This is a genomic window from Paramagnetospirillum magnetotacticum MS-1, from assembly GCF_000829825.1.
In the GTDB taxonomy this organism is placed as follows: Bacteria; Pseudomonadota; Alphaproteobacteria; order Rhodospirillales; family Magnetospirillaceae; genus Phaeospirillum; species Phaeospirillum magnetotacticum.
This window is the reverse complement of record NZ_JXSL01000009.1, coordinates 228,374-249,808: the sequence shown is the minus strand read 5'-3', so window position 1 is coordinate 249,808 and position 21,435 is coordinate 228,374. Positions and strand designations below refer to the sequence as shown.

14 protein-coding genes are annotated in these 21,435 nt (G+C 64.2%); 5 read left to right on the top strand and 9 right to left on the bottom strand.

All coding sequences use genetic code 11. The features are described 5' to 3' along the window. Positions 1-6: 6 nt before the first annotated feature. The 3 genes from CCC_RS01345 to CCC_RS01335 form a co-directional block, all read right to left on the bottom strand. Positions 7-447: a carboxymuconolactone decarboxylase family protein gene (locus tag CCC_RS01345; protein WP_009870206.1), complete on the bottom strand. Its 441-nt coding sequence runs from the start codon at positions 445-447 to the stop codon at positions 7-9. 84 nt (positions 448-531) lie between these two features. Further along, positions 532-2,265 (bottom strand): HlyD family type I secretion periplasmic adaptor subunit, encoded by a 1,734-nt coding sequence (locus tag CCC_RS01340; protein WP_009870207.1) that lies wholly within the window; start codon positions 2,263-2,265, stop codon positions 532-534. After that, positions 2,262-4,079 carry a peptidase domain-containing ABC transporter gene (locus CCC_RS01335; RefSeq protein WP_009870208.1) on the bottom strand — a complete coding sequence of 606 codons (1,818 nt, stop codon included), beginning with the start codon at positions 4,077-4,079 and terminating at the stop codon, positions 2,262-2,264. Before CCC_RS01335 ends, CCC_RS01340 begins: the two co-directional genes overlap by 4 nt. A 205-nt stretch (positions 4,080-4,284) precedes the next feature. Here CCC_RS01335 and CCC_RS01330 point away from each other — a divergent pair, with 205 nt between their 5' ends. The 4 genes from CCC_RS01330 (at position 4,285) to CCC_RS01315 (ending at position 9,164) form a co-directional block, all read left to right on the top strand. Beyond that, on the top strand, positions 4,285-5,976 hold the full coding sequence (locus CCC_RS01330) for a methyl-accepting chemotaxis protein (RefSeq protein ID WP_082036451.1): 1,692 nt from the start codon (positions 4,285-4,287) through the stop codon (positions 5,974-5,976). 95 nt (positions 5,977-6,071) lie between these two features. Next, the gene (locus tag CCC_RS01325; RefSeq protein WP_009867995.1) at positions 6,072-6,773 is read left to right on the top strand and encodes a glutamine amidotransferase; all 702 of its coding nucleotides are present in this window, start codon (positions 6,072-6,074) and stop codon (positions 6,771-6,773) included. 81 nt (positions 6,774-6,854) lie between these two features. Further along, on the top strand, positions 6,855-7,970 hold the full coding sequence (locus CCC_RS01320; protein ID WP_009867997.1) for a DUF2336 domain-containing protein: 1,116 nt from the start codon (positions 6,855-6,857) through the stop codon (positions 7,968-7,970). Between the two features lie 27 nt (positions 7,971-7,997). Next, on the top strand, positions 7,998-9,164 hold the full coding sequence (locus CCC_RS01315; RefSeq protein WP_009867999.1) for a hypothetical protein: 1,167 nt from the start codon (positions 7,998-8,000) through the stop codon (positions 9,162-9,164). A 12-nt stretch (positions 9,165-9,176) separates the two neighbouring features. Here CCC_RS01315 and CCC_RS01310 read toward each other — a convergent pair whose 3' ends face one another. Further along, complete coding sequence (locus CCC_RS01310) at positions 9,177-9,626, bottom strand: response regulator (RefSeq protein ID WP_269078859.1); 450 nt, start codon at positions 9,624-9,626, stop codon at positions 9,177-9,179. Next, positions 9,623-11,197 (bottom strand): sensor histidine kinase, encoded by a 1,575-nt coding sequence (locus CCC_RS01305; RefSeq protein ID WP_009868004.1) that lies wholly within the window; start codon positions 11,195-11,197, stop codon positions 9,623-9,625. Before CCC_RS01305 ends, CCC_RS01310 begins: the two co-directional genes overlap by 4 nt. 478 nt (positions 11,198-11,675) lie before the next feature. Here CCC_RS01305 and leuA point away from each other — a divergent pair, with 478 nt between their 5' ends. Further along, entirely contained in the window at positions 11,676-13,334 is a 1,659-nt protein-coding gene (gene leuA, locus CCC_RS01300; RefSeq protein WP_009868006.1) for a 2-isopropylmalate synthase, read from the top strand. A gap of 5 nt (positions 13,335-13,339) precedes the next feature. On the opposite strand, the gene CCC_RS20955 is transcribed toward leuA, so the two are convergent. The 4 genes from CCC_RS20955 to CCC_RS01280 all read right to left on the bottom strand — a co-directional run bounded on the left by CCC_RS20955 (position 13,340) and on the right by CCC_RS01280 (position 21,345). Continuing rightward, positions 13,340-16,216, bottom strand: a complete 2,877-nt coding sequence (locus CCC_RS20955; protein ID WP_160295494.1) for a bifunctional diguanylate cyclase/phosphodiesterase — start codon at positions 16,214-16,216, stop codon at positions 13,340-13,342. 140 nt (positions 16,217-16,356) lie between these two features. Next, entirely contained in the window at positions 16,357-16,926 is a 570-nt protein-coding gene (locus tag CCC_RS01290; RefSeq protein WP_009867707.1) for a tyrosine phosphatase family protein, read from the bottom strand. Next, positions 16,923-18,629: a nif-specific transcriptional activator NifA gene (gene nifA, locus CCC_RS01285; protein WP_009867706.1), complete on the bottom strand. Its 1,707-nt coding sequence runs from the start codon at positions 18,627-18,629 to the stop codon at positions 16,923-16,925. The genes CCC_RS01290 and nifA overlap by 4 nt, the downstream gene beginning before the upstream one ends. Before the next feature lie 217 nt (positions 18,630-18,846). Then, complete coding sequence (locus CCC_RS01280) at positions 18,847-21,345, bottom strand: helix-turn-helix domain-containing protein (protein ID WP_152619665.1); 2,499 nt, start codon at positions 21,343-21,345, stop codon at positions 18,847-18,849. Between the last annotated feature and the right edge of the window lie 90 nt (positions 21,346-21,435).

The window sequence follows — 21,435 nt, the reverse complement described above, 5'->3', positions numbered from 1 at the left end:
GGTCCCTCAGCCATGGGGCCCCACCGCATAGGCCGAGATGCCGACCCGGTTCCAGGCATTGATCACCGCGATGGTCATGGTGAGCTCGGCGATGAAAGTGTCGGCATGGTGGCGGCGTAATTCGGCCAGCAGGCCGGGGACCTTGTCCTCGTCCTGGCGGGTCAGCGCCTCGGCCCAGGCGAAGGCGGCCCTTTGGCCTTCGTCGAACAGGGGCGAAACGGGCCACTGGGCCACGGCGGCCAATTGCTCTTCGGTGACGCCGTCGCGCAGGCCCCATTCGCGGTGCAGATTCTGGCAGAAATGGCAGTTGTTGAGTTGCGAGACCCGAAGGTCGATCAGATGCTTGAACCCGGCCCCCAGGCTGGACCCGGCCAGAATGTCCGAGACGGCATAGAGCCCCTGATAGGCCTGGGGCGCCAAGGTGGTGATGTCGAAACGCGTGTCCATGAAGGCGATCCTTGTGCGGTGAGATACGCCTTGATGACGCGCGGGCCGGGGAGGATGTGACAGGACCTGCGTAAATTTCTCCGACTACCGTTCCCGGAACGCCTCGTGACGCAGTTTGATCACCGGCTTGATCAGGAATTCCATGATGGAGCGGGTGCCGGTGTGGATTTCCACCGTGGCCTGCATGCCCGCGCTGATCAGTCGCTTGGCCTGTTCGTCGCCGATATAGGCGCGGTCGGTCTGGACCACCACCCGGTAATAGGGCTGGGCGTTGGGGGTCTGGGGCACGGTGGTGTCGGGCGCCACCAAGATGACATCGCCGTCCAGGCCGCCATAGGTGGTGTAGTCATAGGCGCTGATCTTCACCGTGGCGCGCTGGCCTTCCTGGACATAGCCGCGATCCATGGGATTGAGCTTGGCATCCACCTGAAGGCGTTCGTGCAAGGGAACGATCTCCATGATGGGATCGCCGGGGCGAACCACGCCGCCGATGGTGTTGGAGCGCATATTCTTGACGATGCCGTCGATGGGGCTGGCGATCAAGGTGCGGCGTTGCTGGTCGGTGGCCTGGATGAACAGTTCCCGGGTCCGCGCGATATTGAGTTCGGCCTCGGACATTTCGCTTTGGGCGGTGCGCTGGAAACGGGCCATTTCCTCGGCGACCCGGCCCTTGGCCTCCTGTTGGGCGGCTTCGGCGCGGGGAATGGAGGCGCGCACGGATTCAAGCTGGCCCTTCAGGTCCTCCACCTGGGACTGGATCTGGACGTGGTCCATCTTCGAGGCCAGACCGGCCTTGATCAGGTCGGTGGACATGACCAGCCTTTCCTGGGAAAGGCGCAGGCTGGTGGTGATGGACCGCGATTTGGTTTCGTATTCCTGTACTTCCAGGCCCTTCTGGCGGACTTGATCGCGAAGCACGGTCAGGGTCGCGTTAAGGGCCTGGCGGCGGGCTTCGAACGAACGGCGCTCGGATTCCACCAGGGCGGGCTGGCGCTTGGCTTCCTCCTCGGGGAAGGCCACCGGCTTGTCGTTCAACTCGGCTTCGAGGCGGGCGCGCTGAAGCATGTAGCCGTCCATGCGGGCCTGCAATTCCTCCTTGTTGAGCGAACTGACCGGCAGGTCCAGCAGGATCAGCGGTGCGCCCTCTTTGACCTCCGAGCCATCGGTGACCATGATCTCGCGCACCACGCCGCCTTCCAGGTGCTGGATGACCTTGACCTTGCCTTCGGGAACGACCTCGCCCTCGGCGATGGCTACTTCGTCCAGATGGGAGACGAAGGCCCAGACGATGAAGATTCCGGTCAGGCTCATCACCACGCGGGCCAGGGGCCGCCAGGTGGGCAGGGGATAGGAATTGGCCAGGGCGTAAAGGCGCGAGCCGAATTGGGGCGCGTGATAATCCTGCAACGGCGCCGGTCCGATGGGATTCATGGCGGGCAGGAACCAGTCGCGGGTGCCGATCAGGATGCGGCGCGGCCAGGCCAGCAGACCGGTGGGGGCATCCTCGGGCTTTTCCGGGGCGGCCATCAGCCAGCACAGGGTCTTCCAGAAGGTGACAAGCCCACTCCGAATGGATTGCATGGCGGTGGGCGGCGGTCCTTTCGGTCCGCCAGGCGGACCGCCGCCGCCGCCCATCATGGCGGCCATGGCCTGCATCATCTGTTCCTGGGTCATCTGCGGCTGTTCGCCCGAGGGACCATTTTGCGGGCCCGCGCCCGCGCCTGGCGGCGGCGTGCCGGCAATGGCCTGATCGGCGGGAACCTTGACCGGAGTGATCTGGCCCAGGGCCTGGGGCGGTGAAGGCGGGGGCTGGGTCATGAATTGCCTCCCACGCCGATGCGCACGCCGCCGCCCAGCGGCGGTGGCGGCTGCGACACCACATGCGGGGGTGGGGGCGGGGCCGGTTGCGGCTGAGGCTGGGCAGGGGGCTGAGGCTGTGGCCGGGCGCCAAACAGACGTTGAAGGGTCTCGGCCGCCGGACCAGCGGCGGCGACGCTTCCCTTATCGAGAACCACCACATCGCGGCAGATGGGCAGCAGGACTGGAGAATGGGTGACGATGATTACCGTATGGGTCTTGCCCAACTCGGCCAGGGTGTTGCGCAGATCCTCCTCGGCCTGGCGGTCCAGGCTGGCCGAGGGCTCGTCCAGCAGCAGAACGGGCGGGTCGCCCAGCAAGGCGCGGGCGATGGCGATGCGTTGACGCTGCCCCGCCGACAGCCGCGACCCGGCCTCGCCGATGGAGGTGCCGTAGCCGTCGGGCAGATCGACGATATACTGGTGCACGCCCGCTTCCCTGGCGGCGGCCAGGATCTGCTCGTCGCTGGCACCGGGCGCGCCATAGACGATGTTGTCGCGGATGGAGGCGTTGAACAGCACGCATTCCTGGGGCACATAGCCCATCCATCCCGCCAGTTCGGACCGTGTGAACTGGGCGATGTCGGCCTGATCCAGCAGGACGCGGCCCTTGGCCGGGTGATAAAGGCCTAGGATGATCTTGAGCAGCGTGGTCTTGCCCGAGCCGTTGCGGCCCAGCACGGCGGTGATGCCGCCGGGATGGATTTCCAGCCGGTCGATGGACGCCGCCGCCTGGGACTTCTGGTCATAGGCGAAGGAAATGTCTTCCAGCGTGATGAGGCCGGTGGGGCGTTCACGGGCGATGGCGCTGTGGCGGCGCTCCTCCTTCTCGGCGAAGACCTCGCCCAGGCGGTCCACCGACTGGCGGAACGAGGAAAAGCTCTTCCAGGCCCCCACCAGTTGGTTGATGGGGCCGTAAAGCCGCGACGACAGCATGTTGCAGGCCACCAATGCGCCCATGGTCAGGTCATGGTCCATGATAAAGACCGCGCCCACCGTGGTCAGCAGCACGCTGCCCAGCATGGTCAGCATCTGACCCAGATTGACATATTCGTCGTTGACGGCGCCGCGCTGGATGGATTGTTCGATGGCGCCCGCCTGACGCTCCTCCCAGATGGGACGGATGGCGCGGTCGAGCGCCACCGCCTTGACGGTGGCGCGGCCGGCGATGATCTCGGCCACCAGTCCGTCGCGGGATTGCTGGACGTTCTTTTCCTTGCCGGTGCTTTCCTTCATGGCGCCGCCGGAGCGCCAGGCCAGGACCAGGAAGGCCACGAACAGCAAAACGAAGACCAGGGCCAGCGGGCGGCCGATGACGAAGATCACCCCTAAGAAGATCAGCACGAAGGGCAGGTCGGTCAGAAGGATGGCGGTGGAGCCCGACACCGTGTTGCGGATGGTGTCCACGTCGCGGAACAGGGTCTGCCAGAACGAGGCCGGGCGGCTTTCCAGGGCGCGCAGCGGCAGATGCATGATCTTGTCGAACAGCTTGGTGCCGATCTCCACATCGATGCGCAAGGCCGCCGTCTGCATGATCCGCCCGCGCGACGTGCGGATGATCCAGTCGAAGGCCAGCAGCACGGCCACGCCGATCACCAGTCCCTTCAGGGTGGCGGTGCCGTTATGGCCGATCACCCGGTCATAGACTTGCATCACGAAGATGGGGACCGCCAGCGCCATCAGATTGATGAACAGGGACGCGGCCAGCAATTCGCGCATCACCGTGCGCAAGGGCTCGATGACGGTCTTCAGCCAGGATGTCTTCTCGGTGTTCATAACCGGCGATTGTCGCCTGCCCCGCCGGGGATGCAAGGGAAATTACCGCGCCCGCCCGCCAGGGGCTGGCCCGCATTATAAGTGGATTTTCATATCCACCTTTTGATATCGTCCCCAAAAGAAGATCAAGGTTGGCTGACGGCGGGTTTTTCTTCGAATCGGGGCAAAGTTGGGGGGCGAAATGTCAGGATCCGTGAAATCTGGGATGCGCATCGGTAAGCGGTTGTGGCTGGGTTTCGGAATCTTGTGCGCCCTGATCGCCGTGGTGACGGGCACCATCATCGTCGAGGCGCTTGCCGTTAACCGGGCCGCCGACCGCATGCTCGGCCTGCGCATGCCCGTGGCCCAGACCGGTTCCGCCATCGAGGGGCGCATGTACGCCTCCCTGGCTGCGTTGCGCGGCTATCTGTTGACCGGCAAGGATGGCTTCAAGACGGAGCGGGCGGAGATCTGGGGTGAGTTGGGGGCTCAGATGGCCGAGATGGACAGGCTTGTGGCCCGCTTCACCAATCCACGCAACCAGGACGCCTGGACCGAGGCGCGCACGCTGCTGCTGGAACTCAAGACCGCCCAGGGCAAGGCCGAAGCCTTGGGGGCCACCCGGGAAGGGGTGGAAATTCTGGTCAGCGAGGCCATTCCCCGTGTCAACCGGCTGGTGGTCCTGTTCTCGGGCGCGAAGGGGGCCGACGGCAAGCGTTCGGGCGGAATGGTCGACAACCAGAAGCAACTTCTCGACGAGGATTCCCGCGAGGTTGCTGGTCTGGTCGATATGATGATCACGGTGGCGGTGGGGGTGTTCTTCGCGGGCCTGATCATGGCTTTGGTCACCGCCCAGCGCACCGCGGCGTCCATCGTGCCGCCGCTGGTGGCCATGACCGGGGCCATGGATCATCTGTCCAAGGGCGATACTTCGGTGGAGATCCCGTCCGCCCATCGCGCCGACGAGGTGGGCGAGATGGCCGCCGCCATGGAGGTGTTCCGCGCCAATCTGATCCGCCAGCACGAGCTTGAGGAAAAGCAGAAGCGGGCCGACGAGGCGGCGCGCCAGCGGGCCGAGCGCATCGCCAGTCTGTGCTGCGACTTCGATGGCGCCGCCAGCGCCATGGTCAAGGAGGTGGCCGCCGCCGCCAGCCAGTTGCAATCGACGGCAGGCGCCATGAGCGCCACCGCCCAGCAGACCAGCCATCAGGCGACCTCGGTGGCCGCCGCCTCGGAAGAAGCCTCGGTCAATGTCCAGACCGTGGCCGCCGCCGCCGAGGAATTGTCGGGCTCCATCAATGAAATCGGACGTCAGGTGGCGCATTCCTCCACCATCTCGCAACAGGCGGTGGGCGAGGCCGCCAAGGCGGCTGGCGTGGTCAACGAACTGGCCGAGACCGCCCAGAAGATCGGCGACGTGATCAATCTGATCACCGATATCGCGTCGCAGACCAATCTGCTGGCGCTCAACGCCACCATCGAGGCGGCCCGCGCCGGAGAGGCGGGCAAGGGATTCGCCGTGGTGGCGGGCGAGGTCAAGAATCTGGCCAATCAGACGGCCAGGGCCACCGACGATATCGGCCGCCAGATCGCCGCCATCCAGGATCAGACCCATCGGGTGGTGGACACGATCGGCGGCATCGTCAAGGTCATCGAGGAAATCGGCAATATCTCCGGCGATGTGGCCGATGCCGTCGAGGAACAAGGCGCCGCCACCCAGGAAATCGCCCGCAACGTGGAGCAGGCGGCTGCCGGAACCGCCGAGGTGTCGGGCAATGTGGTCCAGGTGCAAGACGCCGCCGACCAGACCGGGGCCTCTTCGCGGGAAGTGCTGGAGGCCTCGCGCACCCTGGCCGAGCAGTCGGGCAATCTGCGCTCCACCATCGAAGTCTTCCTCAGGGACGTCCGCGCCGCCTGACCAAGGCCGTAAGTCTGCCTCGACGCAGGCAAGCCGCTCGGGTATGAAGGGGCTGCGGCCTGGGAGGGCCGCAAGCGGTTGGCCGGTGGGGGACCATGAAGACCTGTGTCGCCATTCGTCATGTGGCGTTCGAGGACCTGGGCAGCTTTCAGGCGCCTCTGGAGGCGGCTGGCTATTCCATCCGCTATGTGGAGGCCGGTCTTGACGACATCTCGGCCCTTGAGGCGCAGACCGTCGATCTTCTGGTGGTTCTGGGCGGCCCGATCGGCGCCTATGATGATGGCGATTACCCCTTTCTGAGAGACGAGTTGCGCCTGATCGAGGCGCGGCTGCGGGCCGGACGACCGGTCATCGGCATTTGTCTCGGGGCGCAAGTGATGGCCCGCGCCCTGGGCGCCAGGGTCTATCCCAATGGCGGCGTGAAGGAAATCGGCTGGTCGGCGCTGGACCTGACCGAGGCCGGGCGAGCCTCGCCCCTGGCCGCGCTGACCGGTACGCCGGTACTCCATTGGCACGGCGACACCTTCGATCTGCCCGAAGGCGCCACTTTGCTGGCCTCTACCCCCATCACCCGTCACCAGGCCTTTTCCTGGGGGCGGGCCGGGCTGGGGCTGCAGTTTCATGTGGAGGCGACGCGGATCGGGCTGGAGCGCTGGTTCATCGGCCATGCCGGTGAAATCGGCGCGACGCCGGGATTATCCGTGGCGGGATTACGGGCCGCGACAGGGCAATATGCGGCCGGGCTCGAAGCCCAAGCCCCGAAGGTGCTGAGTGCGTTTTTGTCTGATATGATGTAACTGGCGTCGGGCCGCCTTCCCGCCTGTTCAGGGCTGGTGAAGCGTTGTATAGTCCGCCGAAAGGGGCAAGAGAACACAGCCGTGGACCAGAAACTCAACGAAGAAGACGTCAAGCGCCTGCTCTCCAATCCGACCGGGGACGTGCGTGCCGAAATCGCCGATAAGATTGCCTCCCAACACCAGGGATTGAGCGATGGCGAACGCAAGCTGGCCGAGGACATCTTCCGCCTCATGGTCCGCGACGCCGAAGTCCGGGTCAGGGAGGCCCTGGCCCGCCAGCTCAAGGAGAACCCGACGGTTCCCCATGACGTGGCCATGTCCCTGGCCCGCGACGTCGAAGACGTGTCGCTGCCCATGCTGCAGTTCTCCGAGGTTCTGACCGACGAGGATCTGATCGAGATCGTGCGCAGCCAAAGCCCGGAAAAGCAGGTGGCCGTTGCTGGCCGCAGCCATGTTTCCGCCAGCCTGGCCGATGCCCTGGTCGATAGCGGCAACGAAACCGCCGTGGCGACCCTGGTGTCCAACGAAGGCGCCGATCTGAACGAGGCCGCGCTGAACCGCGTCGTCGACCGCTATGGCGAGTCCGAGCAGGTGGGCAAATCCATGGTGGAGCGCAAGGTGCTGCCCATCACCGTGGCCGAACGCCTGATGACCAAGGTGTCGGAGAATCTGCGCCAGCATCTGATGGCGCGTCCCGACCTGACGCCGGAAGCCGCCGCCGCCATGATGATCCAGGCGCGCGAACTGGCGGTTCTGGGCCTGTCCAATTCGGAAAGCGACGTGGCCCAGCTGGTGGGGCATCTCTACAATGTGGGGCGTCTCACGCCGTCCATCATGCTGCGCTCGGTGTGTATGGGCGATATGACCTTCTTCGAAGTGGCCATCGCCAAGCTGGCCAAGATCAAGGTCGAGAACTGCCGCACCCTGATCCACGACGCGGGCAAGCGCGGTTTCGAGGCCTTGTTCGAGAAGGCCGGTCTGCCCAAGGCCTTCTACGCCGCCATGCGCGCCGCCATCGACGTGTCCTACGAGATGGAATATGACGGCGGCCCCAATGACCGCGAGCGCTTCTCGCGCCGGATGATCGAACGCATCCTGACCCAGTACGGCGATCTCGGCGTGGATTTCGAGAACGACGATCTGGAATACCTGCTGTCCAAGATGAATCAGTTGCCAGCCACCATGCTCGGCGAGTGACGTCGGGACTTTCACAAGGGGAAAACCATGGCCGGCAGCGCGAAGCCCGCGGCCAAGCCGCTCGACAAGGACGCGGCCAACCGCAAGGAAATCGTCACCACCATCAAGGGACCGGTGACCGCCCGTGTCACTCAGCTGATTCCCGCCCTGGCCGCCTTTCCCAATCCCTATGCCTCGGTTTTGGCCACCCCTGATCTGCTTTACGCCTGCATGCAGCTGGTCAAGACCAAGCGCGAGCAGTTCCAGGATCTGCTGATCGACAAGAACGGCGATCCGGTGACCACCGATGACGGCGTTCTGCGCTGCGAGCGCTCGCTCAATCAGGTGATTTCCATGGTGGTGCGCTCGGGCGCCAAGGCCTATGCCGAAAAGCGTTTCGGCACCGCTGACAAGCCCGCCGCCCCCGTGGCCGTGAAGAAAGAGCCCAAGACCCTTCTGGAGAAGATCCAATCCCTGGTCTCGGGCAAATGGGGCGACATGGAAGTCCCCAAGCCTTCGCCCACCCAGGCCGACCAGTTCTATGGCGCCATCAAAGATTATCTGGATTACGACTGGCAGGTGCCGCTGATCCCCTGTTTCGCCGAACTGCCGGTCAAGCTGATCCGCGAGATGGGGCTGGGCGTCACCACCTTGCGCACCCCCGAGGGTATCGCCGCCCTGGCCGATATCGGCCGCCATTCCATGGATCAGGCCAAGCGCATCCTGTCGGATTCCATGATGCGCGAAATGCTCGATACCCAGCCCCTGGCCGCCAAGGGCGTGGCCTTCCTGGGTAAGGACCGCTACGACTATCTGCACGGCACCGTCTACGACAAGATGGGCGAGAAGTTCTGGGAAATGTGCGTCGACTGCGAGCGCCTGGAGGCCATGGAGGTCCAGAACGCCAAGGATCTGGAGCAGTTGGCCACCCATCTGCACATCCTCTCGGGCGAGGCCATCAACCAGATCGTCCGCTTCCTGAACTATTCCCAGATTCCCATCTTCCTGGAAATCGGCACGGAAAAGCTGGGCGAGGAGAAATTCGCGGAAATCTTCGGCGTGCCCGGCAACAAGAAGCTGATCAAGATCTTCTGCGAGAAGATCAAGATGTGGAAGCTGGACCAGGAAGACCCGGACGCGGATCTGCGCGCCAAGCTGCCCGACGTTTTCGGCGCCTATATGCGGGCTCCCGCCGATTTCGAAAAGGGTCTGTAGGGTTTTGTCGGCCTAGGGCCGGTTGACCGGCAGCCGCATCACTCCGAACCAGTATTCCAGGATTCCCTGGATGGCCTCGAACAGGGCGTCCACATCCACCGGCTTGGTGACGAAACCCGACGCCCCGCTGTGATAGGCGGCGGCCACGTCGCGTTCGGCGTCGGATGTGGTGAGCACCACCACCGGCAGATCCTTCAGGGCGGCATCGGCCTTCATCTCGACCAGGACCTCGTGCCCGCTTTTCTTGGGCATGTTGAGATCGAGCAGAATCAGGTCGGGCAGGACGTGGGTTCCCTCCAGGGCCAGGGCACGCAGGCGTTTCATGGCCTCAACCCCATCGGAAATGTGATCGATCCGGCACACGAAGCGGCTGCTGGCAAAGGCGGCTCTGACCAGACCGGCATCGCCTGGGTCGTCCTCAACCAGCATTACCTTGAATTCCTGCTCGCTAACCTCGTTCACGGTCTCTCCCATCGGGCATCTACGCTCCGGGTCCGTGCCGCGGGCAGGACGATGGAGAAAACACTCCCCTGCCCAATTTGGGAACGGACCCGAATGGTTCCCCCCAGATGTTCCACCATCTTTTTGGCGATTGCTAGCCCCATTCCCGTTCCGGGATGGGCCGAGCGGGCATGAAGGCGCTGAAAGACATCGAATATACGTTCAAAATACATCTCTTCGATTCCGATGCCGTTATCGGCGATGTCGATGTACAGGTACGTCCCTTCCATGCGCGACGAAATGCGGATCACCGCCGGGCGCTCGGGCGATCGGTATTCGATGGCATTGCCGATCAGAGCCAGGAACGCCTCGCTCAGGCGATGATGGTCGGCCCACACCATGGGCAGGGGAGAGACCTCCAATGTGGCCCCGCTTTGGTTGATGGGGCCGCTCAGCTTGCGTCGGGCCATGGCCAGAGCCTCGGCGGCGTCAATCTGCCGCTTGGGCAGGGGGGCGTTGCTTTCCCCCAGATAGATCTGAACATCATGAAGCAGGGATTTCATCAGCCGGGCGGCGTTTGCCAGTCCGGACAGCCATTCCCGGTGCTCTGGCGTCAGTTGGTCGGACATGCCCCGTTCCACCAACTGGCTGAACGATACGATGGAGCGCAGCGGTTCTTGTAAATCATGGGCGACGACGAACGAGAAACGCTCCAGTTCCCGGTTGGCGTTGGACAATTCGCGGGTGCGGCTTTCCACTAGTTTTTCCAAGGTCTCGCGCCTGCGCAGAGCGATCCAGGTCAGAGTGAGGAGGCCGATGCCGATGATCAGCAGGCCGAAGCGCAGGGCGGCGATTTCCGCTTCCTCGGCAGTGGCCTTTGCCCAGCCCATACGCGGGGCCAGGGCGAATTCCCAATATCCTTCCGGCAGAGCGATCGGCACCAGGACTGGCTGCATGGCGAAGACCCCGGCATCACCGCCCACCAAAGTTCCAGACTTTGTCCGCAGGCCCCAGATATAGGTCCTCATGCTGTCGATCAGGCCGGAATCCAGGAGGGAGGCGATGGAAAAGGCCATCCCGACCGCTCCCCAGGGGCGCTCATCGACGAAGATTGCCTGGCGGGCCATCAGTCCCAGGCCGCCCTGAATCAGTTCCACCGGCTCGTGCACCGCCAGGTCACGGGTCTTGATGGCGCGGTTGACCGCCTCGGCGAAGCCTGGGCGCTTGTCGTCAAGCAGATGGTTCCCCACCACCTTGAGGTTGCCGGCGTCTTGCGGATAGACCAGCCGGACCACGAAGTCCGGCGCGACCGAAATATTTCTGATGCCCGGAACCTGCTGGTAACAGGCACTGGCGAAGGCCGGGAATTCCAGGTCGATCTCTTCGGGATGATTCTCGGCGGCCTTGACCGCCATGAAGGCGGCAAGACCGCGCACCAGGGCCAGGCGCTGATTGAGGGCATTGCCCAACGCCCCCGCCGAGGACTGGGCCAATGCCGAAGCCTGCCCGCGCAATTGCGCCTCGCGGTGATCGCTATAAATGGCTGTGATCCACCAGGACAGGCCAAGCCAGACCACAGTCGCCAGGAGCATGATGAATGCAAGCCTGTTTCGCCCGGCCCGTGGCGGGGCTGGCGTCGGTGGGTCCTTTGCGCCATCGAGGGGCATTGCTGGTCCATCAAGCCCGGTGGAGAAAAAGTCGGGGTGACTTTAGCCCAATCCCAAGGCAAGAGACACGCTCAATTATGGCCGACGTATTAAGACTTGACGGTGAAGCTTTGTTTCGGGCAGGTTAGGATCATGACACAGATGAATGCCACCCTGCTGCTGCTAGCCACCCTGGAATCGTAAGTTCGGTTCCGGGATTTCGTGGTTTTAGCCTTCGGGTAGGTTCTTTCGTGATGTCAGCTCTCTCCTCCTTCTCCTCGATGTGTGTTCCGGCCTTCGGCGCCCTGGCTCTGCTGCGACTAACCAGCGGTCGCCGGGCATAAGGTCTTTCGCGGCCGCCCGGCGGCTCCAAGGACCGGGCCGCGCTTTCCTCATCGCCAAAAAGATCAAGGAGGACCAGGCCATGATGCCTGCCGCCAGCACCAAGTACCGGGCCTATCCCGCCATCCGTCTCAGCCACCGCCGCTGGCCCGACGCCACCATCACCCGCCCACCCATGTGGTGTTCCGTGGATCTGCGCGACGGCAATCAGGCGCTGATCGATCCCATGGGATCGGATCGCAAGATGGCCCTGTGGCAGACCCTGGTGGGAATGGGGTTCAAGGAGATCGAGGTGGGCTTTCCCGCCGCGTCCCAGACCGATTTCGACTTCATCCGCCTGCTGATCGAGGGCGGCCATATTCCCGACGACGTCACCATCCAGGTGCTGGTCCAGTCGCGCGAAGACCTGATCCGCCGCACTTTCGAGGCCCTGGCGGGGGCCAAGCGCTGCATTCTTCACATGTACAACTCCACCTCCGAGGCCCAGCGGCGCATCGTGTTCGGCATCGACCGCCAAGGCTGCATCGATCTCGCCCTGGGCGGAGTCAAACTGGTGCGCGAGCTTTCCGCCCAAAGGCCCGAGGGCGAGGTGGTGTTTCAGTACTCGGCCGAGAGCTTTACCGGCACCGAGCCCGACTTCGCGGTGGAGATCGTGGAGAAGGTGGCCGAGGCCTGGGGCGCCACTCCGGAACGCCGGATGATCTGTAATCTCCCGGCCACGGTGGAGATGTCGACGCCCAATATCTATGCCGATGTCATCGAGTGGTTCTGCGCCACGGTGAAGAACCGCGACTCGCTCATCGTCTCGGTTCATCCCCATAACGACCGGGGCACCGGCGTGGCGGCCGCCGAACTGGCGGTGATGGCGGGCGCTGACCGTGTCGAGGGAACCTTGTTCGGCAATGGCGAACGCACCGGCAATGTGGACGTGGTGACCCTGGCGCTCAACCTCTATACCCAGGGCGTCGACCCCGCTCTCGACCTTTCCGACATCGACACGGTGCGGCGCACCGCCGAGCATTGCACCGGGCTGCCCGTCCATCCCCGCCATCCTTATGCCGGGGAACTGGTCTACACCGCCTTTTCCGGCTCGCATCAGGATGCCATCAAGAAGGGCTTCGCCGCCCGCAAGAAGGCCAATGATCCGGTCTGGGAAGTGCCCTATCTCCCCATCGATCCGGCCGATGTGGGGCGCAGCTACGAAGCGGTGATCCGCATCAACAGCCAGTCGGGCAAGGGCGGCATCGCCGCCGTGCTGGAACGCGACCATGGATTGGAGATTCCCCGTCCGCTGCAGATCGACTTCGCCCGCGTGGTTCAGGCCATGGCCGACAAGGCAGGCCGCGAACTGGATTCGGGCGAGATCATGGCCGCCTTCTCCCAGACCTATTTCAAGGACTGGCCGCTGGAACTGGTGGAATACGAGACCCATTCCGAGGGCCGCGGCGCATCGCGGACGATTTCGGCCACCATCCGCGATCGCGGCGTGGAAAAGCGCATCGAAGGCCAGGGCAACGGCCCGCTGGACGCCTTCATCCATGCGCTGGAAACCGGTTTGGGCCGCAAGGTCAAGGTCCGGGACTATCACGAACACGCCATCGGTTCGGGCTCGGAGGCCCAGGCCGCCTGTTATGTGGAGATCGCCGGAGAGGGCGGAGGATCGGTGCACGGCGCCGCCCTGGATTCCTCCATCACCATGGCCTCGCTGAAGGCGGTGGTCAGCGCGCTGAATAGGGCTTAGCCCGATTATTCGCCCGCCGCGCTCCTTTGGGGGAGTGCGGCGGGTTCGTCAAGTCGGCCGACCAACTGCTCGAACTGATCAACCGGCATGGGCCTGGCGAACAGATAGCCCTGGCCGAAGTCGCAGCCAGCGGCGGCAAGCAGGGCATATTGCTCTTCGGTCTCGATCCCTTCGGCGACAACCTTCATGCCCAGGCGGTGAGCCATCACGATGATCGCCTCGGCGATGGCGCGGTCGCTTGAATCGTCGGTCATGTCGCGGACGAAGGACTGGTCGATCTTGATGTAATCGATATCAAAGCGCTTCAGATAGGACATGGCGGAATAACCGGTGCCGAAATCGTCCAGCGCGATCTGCATGCCCGCCGCGCGGAACTTGCTCAATCTTTCCATCACATCCGCATGCTGGCCCAGCAACAGCCCCTCGGTGACCTCGATGGAGATGCATTGGGGCGAGATGTTCAATTGGCGCAGATGCTCGGCCCATTCCAGGTGGCTGAATCCTGAGAAGAACTGGCGGGGCGATTTGTTGACGGCAATCTGGAACAGGCATGGGGCGTTTGGCCCGGCCATTTCCGCCTTGCGGCAAATACCGCCATTCACATAGGGGCAGCGATCGCACAATCGACGAGCGGTGGCGGCGGCCTGGCGAAAGACCCAATTGCCGATATCGCTGATCAGGCCGGTTTCCTCGGCGATGGGGATGAAGAGCGCGGGGCTGACGAAACCGCGCTCCGGGTGGCGCCAGCGCAGCAGGGCCTCGGCCTTGACGATGGTCCGGGACGGCATGTCGATGATGGGCTGGTAGTAGACCTCGAACTGCCCGGCGACCAGCGCCTCACGAAGGTCGTTGGCCAGTTGCAGTCTGGTCTGTCCTGCTTCTCGCATGGACTCCGTGAAGCAGCACGAGCGGTCGCGCCCCCCATCCTTGGCCTCGCGCACGGCCTGATCCACATTGCGGAGCAGTTCCTCGATGTCGCCTCCATCGGTGGGATAAGCGGTGATGCCGATGCTGGCGGTCAGATGGACGGTATCGCTTCCCGAGTGAAAGGGTTCGGCGATGGCCATGCGAATGGCCGCGACAGTGGCCTCGATGCGGGCGGTACTGAGATCATCGACCATGGAGACAATGAATTCGTCGGCTCCCAGATGTCCGACGACATCCGTTTCGGACAGGCAGGACCTGATCCGGCGGACGACCTCCAACAGTAATTGGTCGCCGATGGCATGTCCCAATGTGTCGTTGATCTCCTTGAAGCGGTCCAGATCAACGAGCAGGACGCCCACGACCCTGTCGGGGAGGCCGTCCGCACGCGCCAAATCCTTGCGCAGCAGATCAAGGAAGCGCTGACGATTGGGCAGACCGGTCAGCAGATCATGGTTGGCCTGATGCCAGATGATCTCCTCGGCTTTCTTCTGGGTGGTGATGTCGGAGGCAATGGCGACGCGGCGCTGCACCTGGCCTTCGCCATCATAGATGGTCGAGATGGTCAGGCGTTCGGGATAGATCTCCCCGTTCTTGCGGCGGTTCCAAACCTCTCCCGACCAGTTTCCCGAGGTGACGATGGACTGCCACATCTCGGCATAAAAGGCGGCGTCATGGCGGCCCGATTTCAAAATTTTCGGATTTTGGCCGACCAGTTCTTCCAGGTCGTATCCGGTCAGGCGGCAAAACGGTTTGTTAACGCTGACGATCAGGCCCTCGGCATCGGTGATGGCGATGGCCTCGCTGGTCCCGTCGAACACCGAGGCTGCCAGCACCAATTGCTCGGCATTGTCGCGCAGAGACTGCTTTTGCGAACTGATGCGGTCGTGGAACTTGTTGAAACTATCCAGCAATTGACGGATTTCCGGTCCGCCCTCGACCGGCAGGGGGCTCAAGGGGCGATTGCCCGAGGCCATGGCGTTGAGCATCTCGGCCGAGTGTTCCAGCGGCGCCAACTGGCGGCGGACAAACAACCAGAGCAATATGGCGATGATAAGGGATGCCAGCGCGGCGTCCTTATAGATCTCGAATGTCAGGCGCTGGATGGGGGCAAATGCGACGGAGGTCGGCATGGTGGCGATCACGGCCCATCCCACGCTTTCGATCCTCTTGGAGGAACTGAGGACTTCAATGCCCTGGGAGTTGATGGAAATCCCCGACCCTTCATAGCCCTCCACATAGCGGTCGAGCATACGGTTGACGCCCGCTGCTGGCAGGGGCTGAAGAATCCGCTCCTTCCTGGTGGAGGCGACGTAAAGCCGGTCCTTGGGGGAAATGATGTGGAATTCCCCTTCGAGGCGGCTCTGCCGGGGAATGATTTCGGTGAAGAAGTCACTGTCCGAGACGGAATTGGATCCCACCAGGATGCCAATGATCTGGTCGGCCGGGCCGCGGATGGGAACCGCCAGCAAGACGATCGGCCTGCTGCTGAACCGTCCCAGGCGCGGGCGGGATATGGCGACGTCCCTGCCTGCCATGATCATCGGGAAATAATCTTCGCCAGAGAAATCATAGCCCGCCCTGCCATTCAGTGCCGGAAAGTCGGCGACGCCGATTCCTTGCCGCGAAACCACGGACAGGCCCAGGTTGAACAGTCGGCCGACATGTTTGAACGCGGCCAGTTTTTCCCCCAGACGCTCGTTGTTTCCCATCAATTCCGGGGTGATCAGCGAAGCAATGTCCTTCAGCGTGTTGATCCGCAGCTTGCTCTCTTCCTCGAGGCTGTCGGTGATGTGATCCACCAGCGCAGCCTGCTCGGCGGAAATCACCGACGTGACGTCATCGCGAATTTCTTCCGCTACGTCGTGGGCAAGCAGCCAGATGGCGGCAACGAACATGCCGACACAGGCCACAACGATCTTGGTCTTGAGGTCGAGGTTCTGAATGGCTGCCGTCATGGTCCGAATCATCTGATGCTGTTCAATGCGGTGCTTCATTGGCATCGTTTGGATATTGCCCTCAGCTTGGCTGGGGATAATATCCAATAGTGCCTTAACGATTCGGTTAAGGCCATGGCGGCGCGATGAGGCGCCGGACCTCATTCCTCGGGTGGGACTTCCGCCGCTCGCTCGCTGGTCCTCAGATAAGCCATCTTGTCGGGATGGCGCCTTGCCACGCCGTGATGGTGCAGGCGCATGGCATCGACCAGGGCCCCCTTGCGCTTCAACTGATCGTCGGCCATGCGCACCATGCGTGAATTGGGCCAGGAGAACGGGCGGATGGCCTTCAGATGGGTGAAGGCCTCGGCCTCTCGCCCCGGATTGTGCTGGGCCATCAGGATGATGGCCGTGGCGGTGGAGCGCGAGATGCCCATGTGGCAGTGGATCAGCAGATGCTCCACAGTTTCCGTCTTCAGCGCCGTGCCGTAATCCAGGATGGCTTCGACGTCGCGCATGGTGGGGTGAGCCTGACCCTCCTGCGGATTGACGATGTCGTGGAAGCGCCAGATGGTGCGGCTGTGGGGCGGATAGAGAGCGAAATGCTCGGGGTCCGGCCATTGGGGATCGAGAATGGTCACCACATGGCTGACCCCAGCCGCCGCATGGTCGGGCAGTTCGTCGATGCCGCAGATGGTCAGGCGGAAGGGCAGCAGACCGGGACCGCTCACAGCTGCTGAATCTCGATATTGTGTTTCTTCAGTGCATAGCCGATCTGGCGGGGCGTCAGGCCCATGAGGCGGGCGGCCTTGGCCTGGACCCAGCCGCAACGCTCCATGGCCTGGATCAGACGCTCGCGCTCGGAGAGATCCTCGTCGGAGAGGGAGGCCTCGGCGGGCGTTTCCGCGGCTGGCGGGGCCGGAGCCGGGACAGGAGCCGAGGGCAGAGGCGGGGCCGCATGGGCGGGCGGGACGATGGGGCCGGTGGGAACCGGGATGGGCGCGCTGAGATTGGGCGCCGCCTTATCCGCCGGATTGCGCTTGTGCCACAAGGTGGAGGACAGACAGGTGTCCTGTTTGCACGACAGGTCCATCTCGTCGATCATCTCGCCCTTGGTCATGGTGGCGGTGCGATAGACGCAATTTTCAAGCTCGCGCACATTGCCGGGGAAATAACATCGCTGCAGCGCCTCGAGCGCCGTCTGGGAGAAGGTCAGGCCCCGGCCGTTCTCCTCGTTGAACTGCTTGAGGAAATACATGGCCAGCAACGGAATGTCGCCCGAGCGTTCGCGCAGTGGCGGCAGGAAGATGGGCACCACGTTGAGGCGGTAATACAGGTCGGCGCGGAACGAACCGTCGGCCACCCCGGCTTCCAGGTCGCGATTGGTGGCGGCGATCAGACGGACATCGACCTTGACGGTCTTGTTGCCGCCGACCCGCTCGAACTCGCCCTCCTGGAGCACGCGCAGCAGCTTGGCCTGGAAGTTGGCGGAAATCTCGCCGATCTCGTCCAGGAACAAGGTGCCCCCGGTGGACAGTTCGAAGCGGCCCTTGCGTTCGGCCACGGCGCCGGTGAAGGCCCCCTTCTCGTGACCGAACAGTTCTGATTCCAGCACGCTTTCCGAAAGGGCGGCGCAATTGACCTTGATGAAGGGCTTTTGCGCGCGGGCCGACAGGATGTGAATGGCGCGGGCCACCAGTTCCTTGCCGGTACCGCTTTCGCCGCGCAACAAGATGGTCGCCTTGGTGGGGGCGGCCTGCTGCACATGGGCGAAGACGCGAGCCATGGCCTCGGAGGAGCCCACCACGTCTTCCAAGCCCCGGATGGGCAGGGTGGGGCGGACCTCGGCCATGCGCTTGTGCAGGCGCGCCGCGTCGGTCATCAGGGTTTCGCGGTCATTGGCCAGCTTGCGGTGCAGGCTGGCGGTCTGGCCGATCAGGGTGGCGACCATGGTGAGGAAGCGCAGGTCGTGCTCGAACACATACTGGGCGCTGTCGCTCCACGAACGTTCCACCGACAGCGCGCCGAAGGGCTTGTCGGTGGTCTTGATGGGCACGCAGAAGAAGGACAAACGCTCGTCTTCGAGGGAATCGTCGTTCTCGGCGACGTATTCGGTCAGCAGCGGTTCCTCGGCGGCATCGGGCACCACCATGGGAATGCCGGTATTCATCACCTTATCGACGGCGGCGAAGGGATATTTCAGCACGCCTTCGCGCGCCAGGCGCAGGGACATGCCGGTAACGGCGGCCAGATGGGATTTGCCCGCCTCGTCCTTCAGAACCACGGCGCCGTGGCGCATGTTGAGGTAGGAGGCCAGGACGTTGAGGACATCATGCAGGGCCTTGTCCAGATCCAGGGTGGCTCCGAGAATTTTGCTGATCTCGTAGATCCCGATCAGGGGCAGGGCGCTCTCGTCGCTCTTTTGGGCCGTCATACGCATCCGATCCACCGGTTGACCTTTACACGGAGATAGCGCCGCGAACGAGCCGCAGCGCCCCGATCCCCCCGCCGTTTCTTGATGTTGTGCATAATTCTTATTCCATTACCGCCCGTCCGTCCACACCCGCTTGGCATGCCATGTGGGTAGGATGACGCATGGCTGCCCGCAAGGCCTTGGCCGAGGCCCTTTTTACCGGGATGGGACAAGAAAATCAGCCCCGCTTATTGCGCGGACGGCGCGGCGGCGCTTCGGTGGTGGGCTCCTGGGGTGCGGCCAGAGCCAGGGGGCGGCGGGGCAGCGAGGCCTCCATAACCTGTTCGATCAGCTGGGCCGTGGCCAGGACCTCGGCCAGCTTTGTGCGCAGGGTGTCGACGGTAAGCTCCTCGGCCTTGCGCTTGCGGCTGGCGGTCAGGGCACCGGCGCCAGCGGCCACGAATTTATCGACCCAATCGTCCAGCTTGGTGCGGCTGATGCCGATGGAGGACGCGATGGCTTCGGCGTCCTCGCCCCGCAGAACCCGCATCACCGCCTGACGCTTCAGGGCCTGGGTGATGGGCAGGCGCCGCTTCTGCACCATGGTCAGCTTGGTGATGTTGTCGCCGCGTGCTGTCGTGGGGGCGGTTTCGGCCAGGACGGGCGGAACCGGGGAGACGGCCTGCACGGGCGCTGCCGGTTTGAGAACGGCGACCCTGGGGACCGGTTTGGCGGGAGCCAGCGCCTGGACGGCGGGCGCGGGCGCCACGGTCGCCGCCGGGGCCTGCGCAACTGGGGCCTGTGCAACTGGGGCCTGCGCGGAGGGGGCCAGCGCCGTCGGAGCCTGCGCCGCGGGGGCAGGGCGGCCCGGCAGAGCCATATTGATCCGGCCGGTCACCGCCTTGGCCGGTTGCGGCGCGACAGACCCCGACACCGCCGCGGGGGCAGGCAGGGCCAGATGGGGCAGGCTGGCCGGGATGACGGCATTGATGGGGGCGGGCAGCTGGGACGGACGGCCACGGGGGCCGGTCTGCTCGCTCTGGACCGAGATGGAGGGAATCGGCGCGTCGGCCCTGTCGCCGGTGGAGAACATGCGGCCAAGGGGGATGCGCCCTGACGAACGCGACGGAATGGTCAGTTCGGCTCCGGCGCGGATATGCTTGGCCTGCAGGCGGGTGGTGGCGGGGCGGACGCCCTGCGCCGGTTGCGGAACGGGAAGCGAAGCCTGCGCCGCCGGAACCTGGGCTACAGGAACCTTGATAACCGGAGCCTGGCTGATGGGCGCCTGGCCGACGGGCGCCAGGACGGGGGCGGCGGTTTGGGGGCGCGGCGGCAGCGGCTGGGACGACAATTGCTGCGGCGCAACGGGCGCAACAGGGGCAACGGGCGCCACGGGTGCAGACACGGGAGCCGGGGCGGCGGCGGTTGCCTGCTGGGCGGCGGCGATGGCCCTGTCCGCCAGTTCCGAGGCTGGCATCTTGACCGGGGTGATGCGGGCCAGGGCCTGGGCGTCGCCAGCCTGGCCGGGGCCGGGAAGGGCGGGCGGCGGCTTGAGCTTCTCGAGGACCTTCTCCACTTCCTCCAGACCGAGGGTGGCGGTATCGACGATGGGGGTGAAGCCGTGGGTGGTCACCAGACGGTTCAGATAGGCGTGGGCACCGGCCGCGTAAAGAACGGCCTCGTGCCCTTCGCCCGAATCCTTGACGAATTTGCGGACCCGGTGGGGAATGCGCCGCAGGATGCCCTGGCGGCGGTTGGACAGAACCTTGAAGTTCATGACTTCGAATAGCAGGTCTGAATGCCGGGCCGGATGCAGGCATTCGAACAGCCATTCGATCAGTTCGATTTCGGCGAATTCAAGGACCAGGAAGGTCTGCTGGGTCTTCTGCCAGTCGGAGATGAAGGCGCGGATGGCGGCCAGCTGCGCCGCCATTTCGTCTTCGAAGGTGACCGGGTCGAGCATGCGCCAGGCCCGGTCCGAGGCCAGGGGCAGGCGGGTGGGCAAGCCGAATTGCCGGGTCAGATGGATGGCGACGCCCAGCAGGGGGCGGCTTTGCAGCCCGCTGACACCTTGGGCGGCGAAGCAGTCGCGCACCAGATCGGACGCCTTGAAGTCGTCCCGGGGCGGCGGGTCCGACAGCAGGGTGGCCAAAAGCTGCACGTCGGGAGGAAGGCTCGGATCACCCTTGTCGGGAATCTCCGCCAGAGCCCTGGAGATGATGGAATAGGCCCTTTCCTCGGACATGGCTGCGCTGGCGGGGGCGGCAGCCTGTCGCGGGGGGGCGTGGGAGGCGGAGGTGCCGCCAGCGCGGTCGCCCTCGGCGGTCACCGGGGCAAAGGCCGCACGGAAACCGTTCAGCAGGCCGCTGAAGGGGGCCGCCAGGGCGCGGCTGACCGATGACAGGGGGCCCGATTGGGGTAGGGCATCCGTGATCCGGCTTGAAACGGCGGAAAGAACACGCGACGACCCGCGCAGGGCGTTTCTCGACCAGGCGCTCAGACGTTCCGCCAGCGGCGGTGAGGAGACGGCCGAAGCGTGGTGGAGCGGTGCATGCGAAGTTTCCGCGATTGCTTCGGTCTTGGCGCGCTCGCGCCGCCGAACGGCCCGCAGAGCCAGACGTTCAAACAGGCCAAGGTGGTGATGCGCGCCGGAACCAGGACGAGCTTTCCCCCAGCGCGGCATCAAAGCCATGCGCTTAGTGGAATACTTACCCTTTCGCCCGCCCTTAACCTTCATACTTCAACAATCCGAGAGGAGGCAGTCAGAACCCCATCGGCCTCAATCCTCCCGGAAAGTCCCATCAGGGAGGATGAACCCATACTACAC